Annotated in this window: 15 protein-coding genes; 5 read left to right on the top strand and 10 right to left on the bottom strand. The window is 59.0% G+C overall.

Features of this window, described 5'->3' with window-relative positions:
* Window positions 1-31: 31 nt before the first annotated feature.
* Window positions 32-1,162: a type III PLP-dependent enzyme gene (locus tag TG4357_RS04585; protein ID WP_058261704.1), complete on the bottom strand. Its 1,131-nt coding sequence runs from the start codon at window positions 1,160-1,162 to the stop codon at window positions 32-34.
* Between the two features lie 104 nt (window positions 1,163-1,266).
* On the opposite strand from TG4357_RS04585, the gene TG4357_RS04580 reads away from it, so the two are divergent.
* Entirely contained in the window at window positions 1,267-1,698 is a 432-nt protein-coding gene (locus TG4357_RS04580; RefSeq protein ID WP_058261703.1) for an Lrp/AsnC family transcriptional regulator, read from the top strand.
* Window positions 1,699-1,895: 197 nt separating this feature from the next.
* Here the strand turns inward: TG4357_RS04580 and TG4357_RS04575 are convergent, their stop codons facing one another.
* The 8 genes from TG4357_RS04575 to TG4357_RS04540 form a co-directional block, all read right to left on the bottom strand.
* Window positions 1,896-3,128 carry an NAD(P)/FAD-dependent oxidoreductase gene (locus tag TG4357_RS04575; RefSeq protein ID WP_058261702.1) on the bottom strand — a complete coding sequence of 411 codons (1,233 nt, stop codon included), beginning with the start codon at window positions 3,126-3,128 and terminating at the stop codon, window positions 1,896-1,898.
* A 56-nt stretch (window positions 3,129-3,184) separates the two neighbouring features.
* Window positions 3,185-3,637, bottom strand: a complete 453-nt coding sequence (cynS, locus tag TG4357_RS04570; protein WP_058261701.1) for a cyanase — start codon at window positions 3,635-3,637, stop codon at window positions 3,185-3,187.
* A gap of 39 nt (window positions 3,638-3,676) precedes the next feature.
* Entirely contained in the window at window positions 3,677-4,534 is an 858-nt protein-coding gene (locus TG4357_RS04565) for a sulfurtransferase (RefSeq protein ID WP_058261700.1), read from the bottom strand.
* A gap of 116 nt (window positions 4,535-4,650) precedes the next feature.
* Window positions 4,651-5,754: an acyl-CoA dehydrogenase family protein gene (locus tag TG4357_RS04560; RefSeq protein ID WP_058261699.1), complete on the bottom strand. Its 1,104-nt coding sequence runs from the start codon at window positions 5,752-5,754 to the stop codon at window positions 4,651-4,653.
* Window positions 5,755-5,843: 89 nt separating this feature from the next.
* The gene (locus TG4357_RS04555; protein WP_058261698.1) at window positions 5,844-6,398 is read right to left on the bottom strand and encodes an OsmC family protein; all 555 of its coding nucleotides are present in this window, start codon (window positions 6,396-6,398) and stop codon (window positions 5,844-5,846) included.
* Between the two features lie 51 nt (window positions 6,399-6,449).
* On the bottom strand, window positions 6,450-7,265 hold the full coding sequence (locus TG4357_RS04550; protein ID WP_058261697.1) for an ABC transporter permease: 816 nt from the start codon (window positions 7,263-7,265) through the stop codon (window positions 6,450-6,452).
* Window positions 7,262-8,557: an ABC transporter substrate-binding protein gene (locus TG4357_RS04545; protein ID WP_082644073.1), complete on the bottom strand. Its 1,296-nt coding sequence runs from the start codon at window positions 8,555-8,557 to the stop codon at window positions 7,262-7,264. Before TG4357_RS04545 ends, TG4357_RS04550 begins: the two co-directional genes overlap by 4 nt.
* A 16-nt stretch (window positions 8,558-8,573) precedes the next feature.
* On the bottom strand, window positions 8,574-9,440 hold the full coding sequence (locus tag TG4357_RS04540; RefSeq protein WP_058261696.1) for an ABC transporter ATP-binding protein: 867 nt from the start codon (window positions 9,438-9,440) through the stop codon (window positions 8,574-8,576).
* A 416-nt stretch (window positions 9,441-9,856) separates the two neighbouring features.
* Between TG4357_RS04540 and TG4357_RS04535 the strand changes: the two genes are divergently transcribed.
* Both TG4357_RS04535 and TG4357_RS04530 read left to right on the top strand, forming a co-directional pair.
* On the top strand, window positions 9,857-10,513 hold the full coding sequence (locus TG4357_RS04535) for a TetR/AcrR family transcriptional regulator (RefSeq protein ID WP_058261695.1): 657 nt from the start codon (window positions 9,857-9,859) through the stop codon (window positions 10,511-10,513).
* A gap of 305 nt (window positions 10,514-10,818) precedes the next feature.
* Window positions 10,819-13,911 (top strand): valine--tRNA ligase, encoded by a 3,093-nt coding sequence (locus TG4357_RS04530; protein WP_058261694.1) that lies wholly within the window; start codon window positions 10,819-10,821, stop codon window positions 13,909-13,911.
* Window positions 13,912-14,066: 155 nt separating this feature from the next.
* Here the strand turns inward: TG4357_RS04530 and TG4357_RS04525 are convergent, their stop codons facing one another.
* A complete protein-coding gene (locus TG4357_RS04525; RefSeq protein WP_058261693.1) occupies window positions 14,067-14,855 on the bottom strand; it encodes a crotonase/enoyl-CoA hydratase family protein in 789 nt (262 codons plus the stop codon).
* Between the two features lie 118 nt (window positions 14,856-14,973).
* On the opposite strand from TG4357_RS04525, the gene TG4357_RS04520 reads away from it, so the two are divergent.
* Together TG4357_RS04520 and TG4357_RS04515 are read left to right on the top strand one after the other, a co-directional pair.
* Window positions 14,974-16,089 carry a pyridoxal phosphate-dependent aminotransferase gene (locus TG4357_RS04520; RefSeq protein ID WP_058261692.1) on the top strand — a complete coding sequence of 372 codons (1,116 nt, stop codon included), beginning with the start codon at window positions 14,974-14,976 and terminating at the stop codon, window positions 16,087-16,089.
* A 278-nt stretch (window positions 16,090-16,367) separates the two neighbouring features.
* Entirely contained in the window at window positions 16,368-17,753 is a 1,386-nt protein-coding gene (locus TG4357_RS04515) for a KAP family P-loop NTPase fold protein (RefSeq protein ID WP_058261691.1), read from the top strand.
* The last annotated feature ends 142 nt before the right edge of the window (window positions 17,754-17,895 follow it).

The raw sequence follows: 17,895 nt of genomic DNA, 5'->3' as shown, positions 1-17,895 counted from the left end.
GAGTAACCTGACGCAGCCGAGTGTCCAGCCCTCAACCGCAGAGTGACGCAACGGTGACGGAGTGTGTCGGCCCATAGCCATTGAACCGGGTGGCCAGCGCCAAAGAATAAGCCCCCATCCCGTCGAACAGGACATAATCGCCCTCTTGCAAATCGTCAGGCAAAGCGATCGGATCGGGCAGCCGGTCCAGACTGTCGCAGGTCGGCCCGAATAGTATGCGCGACACCGGGCGACCTGTGCGGGCTTCGCCATTGGGTGCAACGCAGCGCAACCGGTCCAGCCCGCCCATATCGCGCAGTTCCGACAGTGCGCCATAGATGCCGTCATTGAGAAACACCGAACCATCCGCCCGCACCGCCTTGACCCGGGTGGCAAGGCTGAACGCTTCGGCCACCATCGCCCGGCCCGGTTCGCAAACCAAGTGCGGCACCCGATCGAAAGCCGCCGCCGCGGCTTGCCCAATGCGGCCGAAAATACGATTCAGATCGGGTGCGGGACCGGCCCGGTGCGCGGCAAAACCGCCGCCGACATTCAGCCGATCAAGGGTCACCCCGGCGCGGCTTGCCACATCGGCGGCCGCCGAGATATAGGCTTCCCACGCTTCAGGCGCGTCGCATTGCGTGCCCGGATGAAAGGTCAGTGCCGGACGATAGCCCCGCGCGGCCACCTGTCGCAACAACGCCACCGCGAGGTCCGGCCCGACCCCGAATTTCGCCCCAAAATCATAGGCCGCGCCCTTCACCGGCAGTGCCAGCCGGACGCTGATTTCCAGATCTCTGCCCAGCACCGCAAGCTTGTCCAACTCGCGCGGGCAATCGACCGATGCCGAAGCGATCCCGAACTTTGCCGCCGCCGCCACTTCGGCAGGTGATCGGACCGGGTTGTTATAATGCAGGACTGCATCGGGGCACACCGCCCGCACCGCCGCCATTTCCACCGGAGAAGCAACATCGAACACGGTGATCCCGGCGGCCACCAGATTGACCAGAACCGCCTCGTCCGGGTTGGCCTTGACCGCGTAGCTGACCAATCCGGGAAACCCGTCGAGAAACCGACAAGCCTGCTGCTGCAGGGTGACGGGACTGAAATACATCACCGCCGCGTCCGGTTGAATACGCTGCAAATGCTGCCTTGGCGACAGCCAATGGGGTTCGGGCCGCATGAAATACCTCGCTGTTTTTTTTCACTATCGCCTGAAGAGACGTCAGAATTGCTGGTAAAGTTGCCCAAATTGACTCTTTCTTTCGTCAGTTTCATAATCATTTGATGCAAAATGACGAAACAGATACCGCCCTGCTGACCCTGCTGACCGAAAATGCCCGCCTGTCGGTCACGGCCTTGGCCCGCAAGCTGGGGCTTGCCCGCACCACGGTGCAGGCCCGGATCGACCGGTTGGAAACCAATGGGACCATCGCCGGGTATACGCTGCGGCTGGGGCGGAAATCCGCCCCCCGGCTGAAGGCAACGGCGCTATTGTCTATCGAGCCGCGCTCAGGTCCGGCAGTACTGGCGCGGCTGAAATCGCTGCCCAACGTGGTCCGGGTCCATACAACCAGCGGACGGTTCGACATGATCGTAGAGCTTTGCGCGCGCAGCACCGAAGAACTGGATGACACCCTGGACCGGATCGGCGACGCCAAGGGGGTGAAAAGCTCAGAAAGCCTGATACAGCTCAGCACCAAGATCGACCGCAGCTGACATAGAGGCGGGTCTGCGCGGCACGCGCATTGGGGACCAGCCCTCAAACCCCCGGAGTATTTCAGCCCAAGGCTAGGTTTTCCGTCTCAGCACTGTCAGAGACTTTTGACACTTTTTAAGCTGACGTGGTCCCAAAAGGTAAGGCTTCGCATGGCGCTGCCCCGATGGATGAGCCAGCGCCAATTAGATTGCCCCGGTCAGGCCGCGCAATCGGAGATCAGGGGCAGCGCCTTGAGCGGTGTGGCCGGATCGGACACAGCGTCAGCCACTGGCGATTGCCCTGCCTCGATCAGACGCTTGCCGGTCATATAGGCACGCGGGTCGTTCACCGCGTCCACCGCCAGCAATTTGGTGCCGCGGAAATACCAGTGACTCTGGCTACCGAGCTTGTCTCCGGGGCGGGTAACGACATGGTCGAACCCGGTATTGAGACCGGCGATTTGCAGCTTGGTATCGTATTGGTCGGACCAGAACCATGGCCGCGCCACATAGGCCGAGCCCTGTCCCAGCATCGTGGCCGCCGTCGCTTCGGCCTGATCGATCGCATTGGGCACGCTTTCAAGACGGATGCGCGCGCCTTTCCATGGGAAAGAGGCGCAATCACCGGCAGAAAAGATGTTTTCACAGCTGGTGCGTCCGTAATCATCAACCTTGATACCGTTATCGACCTCGATTCCGGCCGCTCCGGCCAGGGCGGTGGACGGGCGCACGCCGATACCGCAGATGACGAAATCGATGTCGATCTCTGCCCCGGTGGTCAATCGTGCCGACAGCTGCCCGTCCGGCGACCGGGACAGTATTTCCAGCCCGCAGTTTTCTCGGATGTCCACGCCATGCGACGCGTGCATCGCCTTGACCCAGTCCGCCGTTTCCGCGCAAGCGACGCGGGCAAGGATACGGGGCGCCATTTCCACCAAGGTCACAGCGACCCCCTGTTGTGCCGCCACCGCGGCGGCTTCAAGACCGATATAGCCACCGCCAACGATCAGAACCCGGCGCCCAGGGCGAAACTCATGCGCTGCCGCGTCGGCATCGGCCAGGGACCGCATGGTATAAACGTTGTCCAACTGCCCGCCGACGGCGTCGGGCAAACGGATCGGATCGGCCCCGGTGGTCAAGGCAATCATGTCAGCAGCAATCTGGGTGCCGTCGTCTATGCGCAGCGACATGGTCTGCGGATCAAGCGCAGCCACCCGTGCCCCGGTGATCAAGTCGATGCCCTGTTCGGCATAAAAGGTTTCGGGGCGAAGAAAGAGCCGTTCTTTGTCCAAAGCGCCCAGCATGTATTTCTTCGACAGCGGCGGGCGTTGGTAAGGTGGCACCGGTTCGGCACCAATCAAAGAAAGCCGGCCGTCGAAACCCAGATTACGAAGCTTTGCGGCCAAGGCAGATCCTGCCTGACCGGCCCCTATCACGGCGATATGTGTCATGTCGGAAACTCTTTCAGGTCACGGGCGCGCGATGAATTGCGCGCCCGTTGCAGGGATCAATACATCTTGTAAGGCAGGAATTTGCCGTCGAGCACGATTTTCACCCGGTCGCCAGCGGGATTTTCTTCGCGCGAGATGTCCATGGTGAAATCGATGGCCGACATGATGCCGTCGCCGAATTCTTCCTCGATCAGGGTTTTCATGGTGGTGCCATAGACGCTGATCACTTCATAAAGACGATAGATCAACGGATCGGTCGGCACCGCCGAGGGCAAAGATCCACGATAGGGCACCGTCATCAACAGGGCGGTTTCCTCGTCCGAAAAATTCAGACCCAAGGCGTTGCCCGCCTTTTCGATCTGGTCCTTGCTCAGGGAAATCTGGCCCATCAGCGCCGCCGTCACCCATTCCTTGGACTGGCCAACAGCAGTTGCGACATCGGCCCATTTGATATCGTTGAAGGTCTTGTGCGCGACGATTTTCTCGGTCAGCTCTGCGCGGGTAGTCATCGGGTATTCTCCATTTAGTGAGTTAGAAATCTTGGTGAATCAGGCGCCGAACGGCAGACCTTCCTCGATCGGCAGGGACGGATCGCGCGACCATTCGTTCCATGATCCGAAATAGATCGACACGTCCTTCACCCCGGCTTCTTTCAGCGCGAGAAAGGTGTTCGATGCCCGCGCACCCTTGAAACAGTAGATTTTCACCGGCGTGTCGGGGGTGATGCCCACGGTGGCGCATTCGGCCAGCACTTCGTCTTTCGATTTCAACATCGACCCATGCGCGGTGGGCTTCATCATCCGGTACCATTCGATCCAGACGGCACCGGGAATGCGCCCCTTGCGCGGACAGAAGTCAACGCCGTAGGGTGACGAGGAGGTGGCGATCCACTCGTCGATGTCACGCACATCAAGGATGACGGCGCTGTCGTCTTCGATGGCCGCTTTCATGTCTTCGACATCCATCATGATCGACGCGGCCGCTTCGTCGATGTCGAACCCGGCGGATGCAGGAGCCACTGTTTCGGTCGACACCGGCATGCCATCGGCAGCCCAGGCCGCGAAACCGCCATGCAGGACCTTCACCTTGGGATAACCAAGGAAGCTGAGCAGATAGAACCCGCGGCACGATTGACCAAAGCCGGTGTCCATCGAGGCTTCGTAGATCACGGCGGTCTTTTCGCCGTCGAGCCCCGCCGCACCGAATTCAGCGGCGAATTTTTCTTTCAGTGCGGCCATGCCCGAAGCATCGGAGGTGGCCAGGAAGGTGAAGATGTCGTGCATGTTCACCGCGCCGGGGATGTGGCCAGCGGCATAGCTTTCGGGGTCACGGGTGTCGATCACGACGGCAACGTCGCCATCAATCATGAGCTTGAGGTCTTCGGGGGAGACGAGTGCTGTAGTCATAGGCTTGTTTCCTTTTCTTGGTCCCTGTTGGAGAAAAATACTGACAATCGTTCTCAGGCCCCGTGGCACGGCAGGTGCGCCACGGACAATTCGCTCTCCTCCCTCGAAAATTCGTCTCAGCCCAGTTCGGCCAGCATCTTGCGCAGGTGCTTAGTCGCCGGGGTCACGATGCCGACAAAATAGGCTTCGCGCATGCGGCGTTGCGCTGCGCCGTGGCTGACATAGCCGCGCGCGCCGCAATGCAGCATAGCGTAATGGGCCGCCTCCATAGCCAATTCGCCGCCCTTGAGGCGCGCTTCGAGCACGCGCTTCCAGAATTCCGGGCTTAGGTCATAAGGCGTCTTCGACATTTCCAGCACGTCGGCGACAAGGGCGTCATATTCGGCCTGGAAATCCTCCGGCTGCTTGTCGAGAAACTTGTTCACATGTCCAAGCGGGCCTTTGACCTGCTCCATCTGGTCGATCGCACTTTTGATCATGCCAGCGGCCATACCGCATTGCAGCAGAACGAAGCCGCCACGGATGCGCTGAATGAAAGCCGGGGCCGGGTCGCCGACCACCTGTTCGTCGGGAATGAAGACATCGCGGAACTGGATGTTGGCAGTGGCCGTCCCACCCATCGCAACGAATTCGTGGTCAAGTTTGAGCCTGACGCCCTTGGATTCGTCCGCGTGGGCAATGGCCATCACGGTCTTGAGCTGATCGCCGTCCTCGACCGAGAACATGATGCCGAACCAGCCGTCTTCGGACAGGTTTGACACCCAAGGCAGCAGCCCTTTCACCGAATAGCCGCCCTCGACGCGCTTGCCTTTGAGGCGCAGCGGTTCGATTTCGGCGATGGATTTCATTGGGTTGGACATGCCGGTCCCGCCCAACACTTCGCCGGTGGCAACCTTGGGCAGAATGTTGGACTTGAGCCAATCATTGTCTGAACTCGCGATGTACCAGGCCAGCGTATCCTGACACCACATGCAAAAACCGGTGGACAGACAGGTTTCGGACGCCTTGGCCATCGACAAGATGGCATCGGACAGGTCCGTACCCGCTTCAGTCCCGCCAATATGGGTGCCATAGGCCCCGGCAGCGCCCATGGCGCGCATGATCTCTTCGGGATAAATGCGTTCTTCGTCGATTTTGCGCGCCATCGGGGCGAGGGTTTGACACGAAATCCGTTCGATTTCGTCCATCTGGATTGCGTTTAAGGGTGTCGCGATATTCATGGCAGAGCTCCTGGGCAGGCATCGGAAAAGAGAGGTGGAGGTGGTGGCCCTGCCCCCCGGCTTCGCGCGACCGAGGGACAAGGTTTGGGTCAGACGGTTTCGGCGATCATGTTCACCGGCCGCGAGAAGGTGTTGAACACTGGCGACCACTGGATCACGTGGTTGACCAAAGCGTCGATTTCTTCCTGCGGGCAGTCGGCTTTCATGTCGACTTTGATGCGCACATCGGTGAAACCAACCGGCTTTGCCGATACATCGCCGGTGCCCCAGACGGCAGTGATGTTCAGATCACCTTCCAATTCCAGTTCCAGCGATTGCACGGTGATACCGCGGGCAACAGCGTTGGCGTGCAGACCAACCGCAACACAGGACCCCAGAGCGGCCAGAGAAGCCTCGGACGGGTTCGGCGCAGTGTCGTCGCCCAGCAACGCTGGCGGTTCGTCGACGATATAGGGTTCAAGGTTTCGGATATAGTTGGCGTGGCGGAAACGGCCCTCGGCAACGGTTTTACATTTCAGCGTTTTGATCGCCTGGGGATTTTCCTTGCCCTTTGCGATCAACCCTTCCAACCCGGATTTGTCGATCGGGTCGAGACCCGCGTCGGGAGCAAGGCAGCCAGTGAGTGCGGTTGCAGGTTCGGACATCTGAATTCTCCTTTGGTAGTCAGATATTTGGTCTCGTCTTTTGGAGGCGCGTCAGTGATCTTCGCGCAGCCAGTTGAATTTCTTGATTGCCATCATGCAAAGCCAGTCGAGCATGAAGCCAATGACACCGATCACCACCACCACGGCCCCAAGCTGGGCATAGTCGAGCGTGTCGCGGGCATCGTTGATCGCGTAGCCAAGGCCCGAGGTCACCCCGAGATATTCGGCCGGCACCAACACCACCCAAGCCACACCAAGCGCCAGCCGGATCCCTGACAGGACATCGACCGCGATCGCCGGCAGGATCACCACGAAGAGCATGTGGATCGGATTAGCGCCCAAGTTCCGCGCCACCTTGAGCCAAGCCGGGTCGATCCGGCGCACCCCACCGGCGGTGGAAAACAGAATCGGCCAGACGGCGGCCATAGTGATCAGGAAGATGATCGCACCATCCCAGGTCTTGAACGCCATTACAGCGATCGGCATCCAGGCGAGCGGTGAAATCATCCGCAGGAATTGAAACGGCATGTTGGCCACTTCATTCACCCGCTTCATCCGCCCGATGGTGATCCCCACCGGCACCCCGATTGCCGCCGCATAGAGCAGACCCAACCCAACCCGCATCAGCGACGGGCCAGACATGCTCACCACCTCGCCGGTCACGATCATTTCCCACAGCCGCGTCAGTGTCGGTGCCGGGGCAAAATCGGCGAAAGCGAACAGATCATCGTTGTTGGCGACGACCCAGCCGCCGCCCCACCAAAGGGCCAGCAGAATACCGATGCCGAGAGCGGCATTCACCACCCCCCGGGCACGGCCCAGCCCGGGTAGGCTGAACCGCATGGGAATATCGGCCAGCGTGCTCATAGTTTCAGGATCTCGGTACGGGTATAGGGATCGCCACCGCTGACCGAAGGATCGCTTTTCCACTCGGGGTATTTTTCCAGCGCGTTCTTGACGAAGTTGTAATCGACCAAGTCATTGGCCACGAATTCAGGGTCCAGCCCGTCTAAGAAAGTCGTATCGCCCGACACCACTGTCTTGTTCATTGCCCCGACGATCAGCTTGGTCGCCGAAGGATAGGGCCAAGGCTGGAAATCGATCCGGCCGTTGAGGAATTCGCCTTCGTTCTTGATCGCGCCGGATTCGATATAGTCGGGATTGTCGGCGTAAAGCGTCATCGCACGCTTCACCACCGCAGCGGGGGCTGGCAGGTATCCTGCCCCGTCCTTGGAAAGCAGTTCTGCCACTTCTTCCTTGTTTTGCGACGCATAGATCGACGCCTTGACCACCGCGTTCATCACGCCTTGGGTCCATTCCGGTTTCGCCTTGGTGGTCTCTTCGTTCATGCAGACCACACAGCAGGGATGATTTTTCCAGATATCGCCGGTAAACCGCAGCATCCGGGCCCCGGCCTTCAATTCGCCCAAGGCGTTGAACGGTTCGGCCACGATATAGGCGTCGATCTTCTTGGCGGCCAAAGCGGGCGGCATTTCGGGCGGAGGCAGGACCTGCAGGTTGCATTCGTCGGGGGCAATCGCTTCACCCTGCGCCTTGATCACCGGCTTGATCCCGGCGGCGCGCAGCGCGTATTGCAGCACGATATTGTGCATCGAATACCAGAACGGAACCGCCACCTGTTTACCGCCTAGACCGGCGAAATCGGCAATATCGGTATGACGCCCCACCACCAAGGCCGACCCGTTGGTATGAGCCCAGGCCATCACCTTGACCGGGAAGTTGTTGTTGTAGCGCATCCAGACCGGGATCGGTTTGAGGAAGTGCACCAGGTTGAACTTGCCCGCCGCGAAGCCTTCGATCAGCGGCGACCAGCCGCGGATCAGCGTCGGTTTTTCGGCCTTGACACCTTCTTCTTCGAAATACCCTTTGGCATGGGCCACCAATAGCGGAGTCGCGTCGGTAATCGGCAGATATCCGATGCGCAGCACGTCATCATCTTGGGCTTGTGCCATCTGCGGCAGCGCCCCGGTCATACCGGCCAGCATCGCAGCCATGCCGCCCTTGGCCAGAAGATCCAGCGCCGAACGACGGCCAGGATCGAAGTCGGTTTCGCCGCCGCAGCAGGCACCGTGGAGGTCGAGTTCATGCCCGTGTTCATGCTGGTGCGAACAGGTCTTCTTGTGATGGGGATCGGTCATAGGTCTTTCGGTCCTCTTAAAGCTGCGCGAAATCGTTTTCGGTGGGGACATCGCTCATGTCGGCGACATCGGAATAAATGCCCATAAGGCGGGAATGTTCGTTCTGGAATGGCTCGGACCCGCCGCTGCGCTCGTCCTCGGTCAGGGCGATCTGGGTGTCTTCGGCGATGCGTCCTGGATTGGCTTCGAGCACCAGAACACGGTCGGCCATACGCACCGCTTCGCCCACATCATGGGTCACGATGACCAAGGTAAGGCCGAGGGTCTTGGCAATCTTACGCACGTCTTTTTGCAAAGCGCGGCGCGTGAAGGCATCAAGCGCCGAAAACGGTTCATCCAGAAGCAGCATTTCCGGGCTCGGGGCGAGCGATCGGGCCAGGGCTACGCGCTGTTGCTGGCCACCGGACAATTCCTGCGCATTACGATCTGCAAAACTGGCAAGATCGACCAGTCCAAGCACTTCTGGGACGCGCTGAGCGATTTCATCGCTGCGCCGCGAAAATCGCAGGCCAAGTGCCGCGTTCTGGGCCACCGTCATCCAAGGATAAAGCGACGGGGCCTGAAACATCATGACCCATTTCGGCGACGGGGCCCGCAAGGTGTTACCATTGATCACGACCTCGCCCTGACTGGGCAAGGTCAGCCCCGCCATCATGTGCAACAGCGTTGACTTGCCACATCCTGATCGGCCGAGAAGTGCGACAACCTCGCCTTGTTGGATTTCGAAATCCATGTCTTTCAGGACAAGCCCATCTGAACGCCGGTAAGCATGTGAAAGCGCACGAATGGCGACATGCGAGCCCCGGATGGGTTTCACGATGCGCTCTGCGGGGGCAATTGCCGCAGGATCTGCGGCCGTCTCGTTTAATCGCGTCACGATCATTTCGTCCCCTTTCACTCACGTCAATCAAGCAGCACTGAACATACCGTTCTGTCTAATTACGGCGAATCCATTTGCCCCCGTCAATCTTTCGACCTGCCAAATGGGCGACAAACTTGGTTTGAGTAATATTTTGGCGAAAATTGAGCTAGACCGCCCGTATTCGGGCGTAAAATGACTCATTTTCGCGTTTCCACCTCTCACCCGACCGAAAATTCCCGGAAGACACAAGGGAGAGTCGGTAGATTCACCAGCAGCCCGATTCCTAAAAAGGACCTTCAAGAAGAAGACCAATCTGTCTTGATTTATCGCCTTATATATGGAAAACATTTTACAAGAGGCGCCTTGTTACAGCGCAGGCTGTTAGTTTTCCGGGTGCCTTTTGAGATTTGCGTGGTGTTTCACGAAGGGCCGCCGAAATGGATGATGGACTGAACGACATTTGCCTGCGGGACACTTCCGGCTGGAGCTTTGCCGCCCTGCCAGCGACATCCGCGCGCGACAAGATCATGAGCGCGGCGTCCCACCTGTTCTGCAATCACGGCTTTGCCGCCACTGGGATCGATTCCATCCTGTCGCGGGCGGGCACTGCAAAGGCGACGCTTTATAATCACTTTCGTTCGAAAGAAGACTTGATCTCGGCTGTCCTCGAAGCTGAAGGGGAAACTTGGCGCAGTTGGTTCTTCGGCCGACTGGCCGAAATCGACGGTCCGGCGCAAACCCGCCTGTTGGCGGTGTTTGACGTGCTGGAAGAATGGTTTTCCGATCCGGGATTCTATGGCTGCCCGTTCATCAATGCCGTCGCCGAATTCGATACCGGCAATGACGCGGTCCGCCGCGCGGCCGATCTGCACAAGGAATACCTTCTTACCTGGCTCAAGGCACAAGCCATGGAAATGAAGATACCCGATGTTACTGAAACCGCGCGCAGTCTTGCCGTCCTTGTTGACGGTGCCATCGTTGCCGCCCAGCATTCGCGGGACCCCAGCTTTGCCAGAACCGCCAGACGATTGGCCGAATGCCATCTGGCTTCGGTACATGGCAAGACGGGGGACAGCAGAGATGGGCAGCGGTAGTAAAGAGGCCGGAACCGTCTTGAGGGCATATTAAGGACAATCTGTTTGCACAGGCCCCTTGGCAATGTTGGCAAACGGATTGTGTTAGCCTGCTCAAGGGCTGTTTCATCCCCTTGCCCCTGCTGCGGGCTGGCGCGCGGATGACATCTCAAGAATGACGGCAAGAAGACAATTGGCGCAGGCAAAGGCCGGAGACGAGACAAACCCGCCCACACCGCAAATGCGCCCTGTCTGATAACGGCTTTTCCTTTCCGGTCCAGTTCGGTAGACGGGAGAGAACGATATTTTACGCGAGTTCTGGGATCATGGCGATGGAAAAAACCTTCAATGCGGCCGAAGCAGAAAGCCGCCTTTACGCGGCTTGGGAAAAGGCGGGCTGCTTTAGCGCCGGGGCCAATGCAAAACCGGGGGCGTCGAGCTTCTGCATCATGATCCCGCCACCCAATGTCACCGGCGTTTTGCATATGGGGCATGCCTTCAATAACACGCTGCAGGACATTTTGATCCGATGGAAGCGGATGCAGGGGTACGATACGCTGTGGCAACCGGGTCAGGACCATGCCGGCATCGCCACCCAGATGGTTGTCGAACGCGAACTGGCCAAGGCACAACTGCCGTCGCGTGCCGAACTTGGGCGCGACGCCTTCCTCGAAAAAGTCTGGGAATGGAAAGCGCAATCGGGCGGCACAATCGTCGAGCAATTGAAGCGCCTTGGCGCGTCTTGTGATTGGTCGCGCAACGCTTTCACCATGTCCGGTGCCGAAGGCGCACCGGCAGGGGAAGATGGCAATTTCCACGACGCCGTGATCAAGGTCTTCGTCGAAATGTACCGCAAGGGGTTGATCTATCGCGGCAAGCGTCTGGTCAACTGGGACCCGCATTTCGAAACCGCGATTTCCGATCTGGAAGTCGAAAATGTCGAAGTGAACGGCCATATGTGGCATTTCAAATACCGTCTGGCCGATGGTGAAACCTATGACTATGTCGAAAAGGACGAAGACGGCAAAGTGGTGCTGCGCGAAACCCGCGATTACATCTCGATCGCCACCACCCGGCCTGAAACCATGTTGGGCGACGGTGCCGTCGCGGTACACCCCGATGACGAACGCTATGCCCCGATCGTCGGCAAGATGGTGCATCTGCCGCTGTGTGACCGGTTGATCCCGATCATCACCGATAGCTATCCCGATCCCGATTTCGGATCCGGTGCGGTGAAGATCACCGGCGCGCATGATTTCAACGACTATCAGGTCGCCAAGCGCGGCAAGCTGCCGATGTACCGACTGATGGATACCAAGGGCGCGATGCGCGATGATGGCCTGCCCTATGAGGAAGCCGTCAAGCGAGCCCGCGAGATCGCGGCCGGGTCGGAGACCAGCGAAATCGAAGTGGATACGCTAAACCTGGTGCCGGAAAAATACCGAGGCATGGATCGCTTTGACGCCCGCAAGGCGGTGATCGAGGATATCAACGACGCGGATCTTGCCGTGACAGTGCTGGACGAGGAAGGTCAGGAAGTGCCCTTTGTCGAAAGCAAGCCGATCATGCAGCCCTTTGGCGATAGGTCCAAGGTTGTGATCGAACCAATGCTGACCGATCAGTGGTTCGTGGAGACCGACAAGATCGTCGGACCGGCGCTGGACAAGGTGCGCGATGGCAGCGTCAAGATCCTGCCCGAAAGCGGTGAAAAGACCTATTATCACTGGTTGGAAAACATCGAACCTTGGTGCATTTCGCGGCAATTGTGGTGGGGCCACCAGATCCCGGTCTGGTACGGGCTGGACCTGAGCGCGCCGGATTTCAAAGACGATGAAGGTGATGGCGATCTGGACCTGGTCGAAATGGGCCGTCTGCTGAACGCGGGGGGGATGCTGCATGCGGGCGACGTGCATCACTGCGCCGCAGATTTCGCCGGTGTGGTGGAGAAGTTCAACGACGACAATGCCGATATTCCGGCCCCGCTGAACCATGCCTCCGTGATCGAGGTCGCAGACAAGAATGCCGCCGTTCACGCGCTGGCCGAAAGCCTGGCGCAGTATGCGGTAGATCAGGACCCGACCAAGCTGGTCTATCCGGTCTGGCGCGACCCGGACGTTCTGGACACTTGGTTCAGTTCCGGCCTGTGGCCGATTGGCACGCTGGGTTGGCCGGAACAGACCGAAGCGTTGCAGCGCTATTTCCCTACCAATGTGTTGATCACCGGGCAGGACATCCTGTTTTTCTGGGTCGCCCGAATGATGATGATGCAGTTGGCGGTGGTCGATGAGATCCCGTTCGATACCGTGTATCTGCACGGGCTGGTACGCGACGCCAAGGGCAAGAAGATGTCGAAATCGACCGGCAACGTGGTCGATCCGTTGGACATCATCGATGAGTACGGTGCTGACGCGCTGCGGTTTACCAATGCCACGATGGCGTCCTTGGGCGGTGTGCTGAAGCTCGATATGCAGCGGATCGCGGGTTACCGAAATTTCGGCACTAAGATCTGGAACGCCACCCGGTTCGCAGAAATGAACGGCGTTTACGAGGCCGGCGCCCCGGTAGCAGAGGTGCCAGCCGCAACGGCCACGGTGAACAAATGGATCATCGGCGAAGTTGCCAAGGTCCGCGAAGAGGTCGATGCGGCGCTGGAGGCTTACCGTTTCAACGACGCCGCACAGGCGCTTTACGCCTTTGTCTGGGGCAAGGTCTGTGACTGGTATGTGGAATTTTCCAAACCGCTGTTGCAGGGCGAAGAAAATGCCGACAAAGCCGAAACGCAAAAGGTGATGGGCTGGGTGCTAGATCAGTGCCTGATCCTGCTGCACCCGATCATGCCCTTCATCACCGAGGAACTATGGGGCGCCACCGGGGATCGGGCTAAGATGCTGGTCCATGCTGATTGGCCGGGCTACAAATCCGCCGATCTGGTCGACGCGGCGGCCGACCGGGAAATGAACTGGGTGATTTCGCTGATCGAGGAAGTCCGATCAGCCCGGGCCCAGATGCATGTGCCAGCCGGTCTGCATGTTCCGATGCTGGTGTCGGCGCTTGACGACGCAGGCAAGGCGGCATGGGCGCGCAACGAGGTTCTGATCAAGCGGTTGGCGCGGATCGACAGCCTGACCGAAGTGGCGGAGTTCCCCAAAGGTTGCATCACCGTGGCAGTCGAAGGCGGTTCCTTTGGGCTGCCATTGGCCGACATCATCGATATCGGTGAGGAAAAGGCGCGGTTGGAAAAGACGCTGGGCAAGCTGGGCAAGGAATTGGGCGGGCTGCGCGGACGGCTGAACAACCCGAATTTTGCCGCAAGCGCACCGGAAGATGTGGTCGAAGAAACCCGCGCCAACCTGGCTGCGCGGGAAGAGGAAGAAGCCAAGCTGAAGGCGGCTTTGGCACGGCTGGCCGAACTGGGCTGATCGCAACCGACCCTCTGTCAGGTATCAGGAAGGCACGTTTAAAACGTGCCTTCTTTTTTATGTTATGAGCATCGCCAACTTGCAGGCCACAGCCCCATCCTACGATACGCCACCATTTGACCGACACGGAGCGGCTGACATCAATCCGCCTGAGGTTAGTCGAAAACCGGGGCGCGTTTTTGCATATTGGCAGCGATCACTTCCATCTGATGCGGCTTGCCAATCAGATCGGTTTGTTCGCGGCTTTCGGCCAGCAGGATTTCGGCCTCGGAGGTCCCGCTTTCGGCCACTGCGATCAACCGTTTGGCTGCGCGGATGGCAGAGGGGCTTTTGCCAGCGATCTGTTCGGCCAAAGCAAGAGCAGCGGCTTTGGGATCCGCGTTCAATTCCGTCACCAGCCCCAGCATTTGCGCTTCGGCGGCCGGGACCTGATCGTTTGTATAAGTCAGCCGACGCAGCACGTCTGAACGCATCAACTGTGGCAACAGCACCATACCGCCCATATCGGGCACCAGCCCCCATTTCATTTCCATGATCGACAACCGGGTGTCGGGATGGGCAATGCGGATATCCGCCCCCAGCGCAATCTGCATACCGCCACCGAAGGTGACGCCATGCAACGCCGCAATCACCGGCACAGGCACGTCGCGCCAGACCAGAGAAACCCGCTGATATTGATTGGCAAGCCCATGGGTGCGGGTCATCACCCGTTCTTCCACGTCGCCACCTGCAAGCGCTCCGAAGCTGGCCACATCAAGCCCGGCGCAGAACGCGGCCCCTTCGCCCGACAGCACCACAGCGCGGATGTCGTCATTGCCGATCAGTGCCTCGCCCGCGGCGATCAGCGCTTCGACCATGGCGGGATCAAGGGCATTCATCTTGTCACCACGGGTCAGGGTCACCCGGGCAATGTGGTTTTCGATTTCAACGCTGACGCGGCTCATCTGAAGGTCTCCTCTGGCTTTGTGGCCAGTATCGGGGTTCCGGCGCTGAAATCCACAAAGACGTTGGGGCACGCACGGCGTGCTTGCCCCGCCGGGATGCTTTGGTTTATCTGGCAGCATGACAAAACCATGCTACACCAAACTGACGAACAGTCTGCCCGCAACCGTTCCCTTTGTCGGCCCCGAAGCGCAGGAACGCGCGATGGGGCGGCCTTTTCTGGCACGGCTGGGGGCGAATGAAAACGTCTTTGGTCCTTCGCCCAAGGCGGTCGAGGCGATCCGATCCGCTGCGGCGGATTTGTGGATGTATGGCGATCCGGAAAGTCATGATCTGCGCGGGGCGTTGGCGGCGGGGCGTGGGATTGGGGTGGAAAACATCGTCGTGGGTGAAGGCATCGATGGGTTGCTGGGGTATCTGGCGCGGATGCTGGTGGAGGTCGGCGACACGGTGGTGACGTCGGACGGTGCCTATCCGACCTTCAATTACCATGTCGCGGGCTTTGGCGGGGTGCTGCACAAGGTGGCTTACAAAGGCGACAACGAAGACCCCGACGCCCTGTTTGCCAAGGCGGCGGAGGTCGGGGCCAAGATCGTTTACCTGGCCAATCCCGACAACCCGATGGGCAGCTGGCACAAAGGCGCGGACATCGTCAAGGCGATGGACAAATTGCCCGCAGGGTGCCTGTTGGTGCTGGACGAGGCCTATGTCGAATTCGCCCCCGAAGGCACCGCTGTCGAGCTGGATATAGAAGACCCGCGCCTGATCAGGATGCGCACCTTTTCAAAGGCTTACGGGCTGGCCGGGGCGCGTGTCGGCTATGCTTTGGGGGCGGCGGACCTGATCACCAGCTTCAACAAGATCCGCAATCATTTCGGGATGAATCGCAGCGCCCAGATCGGCGCTTTGGCGGCGTTGAACGACCCCGATTGGTTGGCGCAGACCTGTGCCAACGTGGCGGCCGGACGGACGGAAATCGCCCGGATCGCGGCGCAAAACGGATTGGTTGCGCTGTCTTCGGCGACCAATTTCGTGGCGGTGGATTGCGGCGCTGACGGGGCGTTTGCCAAGGCGGTGCTGGACGGGCTGGTGACGCGGGGGGTGTTCGTGCGGATGCCGTTCGTGGCCCCGCAAAACCGCTGTATCCGGGTCAGCGCCGGACGTCCCGAAGACCTGAAACGGTTCGCCGCCGCGCTGCCCGAGGCGCTGACAGAGGCCCGATCCCAACCGGCCTGACGCATAGAAGTTTGAGGGCATTTGTACAATTTGCAGCGGGAAAGAGTACAGATTGCCCCGTTGGGGGAGAACGGGGACTTGGGGACTTAAAGCTGCTGCTTATAGGGCAAGCCGCGAATGACTGCTGTCAGCCCCAAACTAGCCATTCAATGCGAACTATCATCGAGGTAACAGCAGACCTTCAGCTAATTGATGGCTTGCTTCTCTTCCACTAGTCACCCTTTCATGATTCTCTCGTAGTTGCTACTGTGCTTGACGGATTATTGAGGGGTCTTGTTTTGAAGGACACATCTGCGGAAGACGCTTGGGAAAACGACCGACTAGGTTATGAAGAGATAGGCCATGCCTTCACGAATCTCGTTCAGTCGATTGACACGGAAAAGGTGATTTCGATCGAAGCCGGGTTCGGTCGTGGCAAGACCTTCTTCCGCAAAGCTTGGGCAAAACAGCTCAAGAGCGCGGGCGAAGTTGTCGTTGAAGTCGACGTGCAGCAGTCTGATCACTCCGGCGACCCTGTCATTACGCTGCTCGGCGCGCTCGTGGACGCGCTGCCGAAAGGCGAAAAAGGCAAGGGTAAGAAAGCGCTGGAATCCGCTAGGAAAGTTGGAGCCATCGGCGCACGGGCACTCACCCGCGCCATGCTTAAGTCTGGCGCAGACGAAGTCTTTGAAGCGATAACCGACAGCGCCATCGACCAGCTAGAAGATTTTGACGCGCTAGATGGTGTCATCAAGGACGTTGGCAGCGAGATGTCGAAAGTAGCGGGGCAACTCATCGCTTCGCAGATGGCCGCTGAAAGAGTTCGAAAAACTGAACTTCCCGAACAGCTTGAAGTTCTACGGGCAGCGCTCGTCGAAGGCGCCGAGAATGAGCGCGTTGTGGTGATCATCGACGAGCTTGATCGCTGCCACCCTGAATATGCGATTTCCTTCTTGGAAGCGACGAAACTCATCTTCGGCCAGTCCGGCTTCGTCTTCTGCTTGATGGTGAATGCGGACTACTTGGAGAGCCTTGCGAGGCACCGGTTCGGGGTTGCGAAGGAAGACGAAAAATACCTCGACAAGTTCGTCGACATCCGACTGAAACTTGATCCAGAACCTGAGGCGTTCAAGACGGCTGTTTACGAGTTGGCCTGTGATTTACCCTTGAAGATTCCGTACGGCGAGAATGAAGCGTTTTCGGTGGATCGTGCCGCGGAATTGGCGAGCATACTCGCGGTCGAGTGTGGCTTATCTATGCGCAAGACGAAGCGAATACTGCTGAAGGTCGAGGTCGCTCTGCGCTGCTACGCGGACCGCCCGCTGGATGCGCCTTTGCTCGTATTCATGGCATTCAAAGATGAAAGCCCCTCAAAAGTAAAACAAGCCCACCTGCCACGCAGTTTTCTCACGCCAGAGGAAGGTGAAGCGCAATCAGGGCAGAAGGAAAATGACATTTCCCGCTTTGAAGATGAGAGACTAGCCGACGGCCGCAAGAACTCGGTGGTGCGGGAGAAGGCGCCTGAGCTATTGGATCTGCCCGCGGATCGCTACTTCAACCCTGAAGGCAACAACTACAAACCTTGGGCTTTGGCCTTCATTGCCTTGGCGCCCCACTACATCCCCTCCCATCGGAGCGTTCTAGACGGAGTAGCTTCTGTGCTTGTTTCGGAAGACTTGAGCTGACCCCGGCGAGTGATCCAGATTAGATGCCAATGCGGGGTCGGATTTGATCTACCGAAATGAATGTCTCCGGCGCTTGTCCTGCTGGCGGTTCCGCGGATACTAGATTAGGTTTCGGTAGCTCGGGCCTCGAGTGCCACCGGGC

Source organism: Thalassovita gelatinovora (assembly GCF_001458355.1).
In the GTDB taxonomy this organism is placed as follows: domain Bacteria; phylum Pseudomonadota; class Alphaproteobacteria; order Rhodobacterales; family Rhodobacteraceae; genus Thalassobius; species Thalassobius gelatinovorus.
Note: the sequence above shows the minus strand (reverse complement) of the source record. Positions and strands in the feature narration are given on the sequence as shown.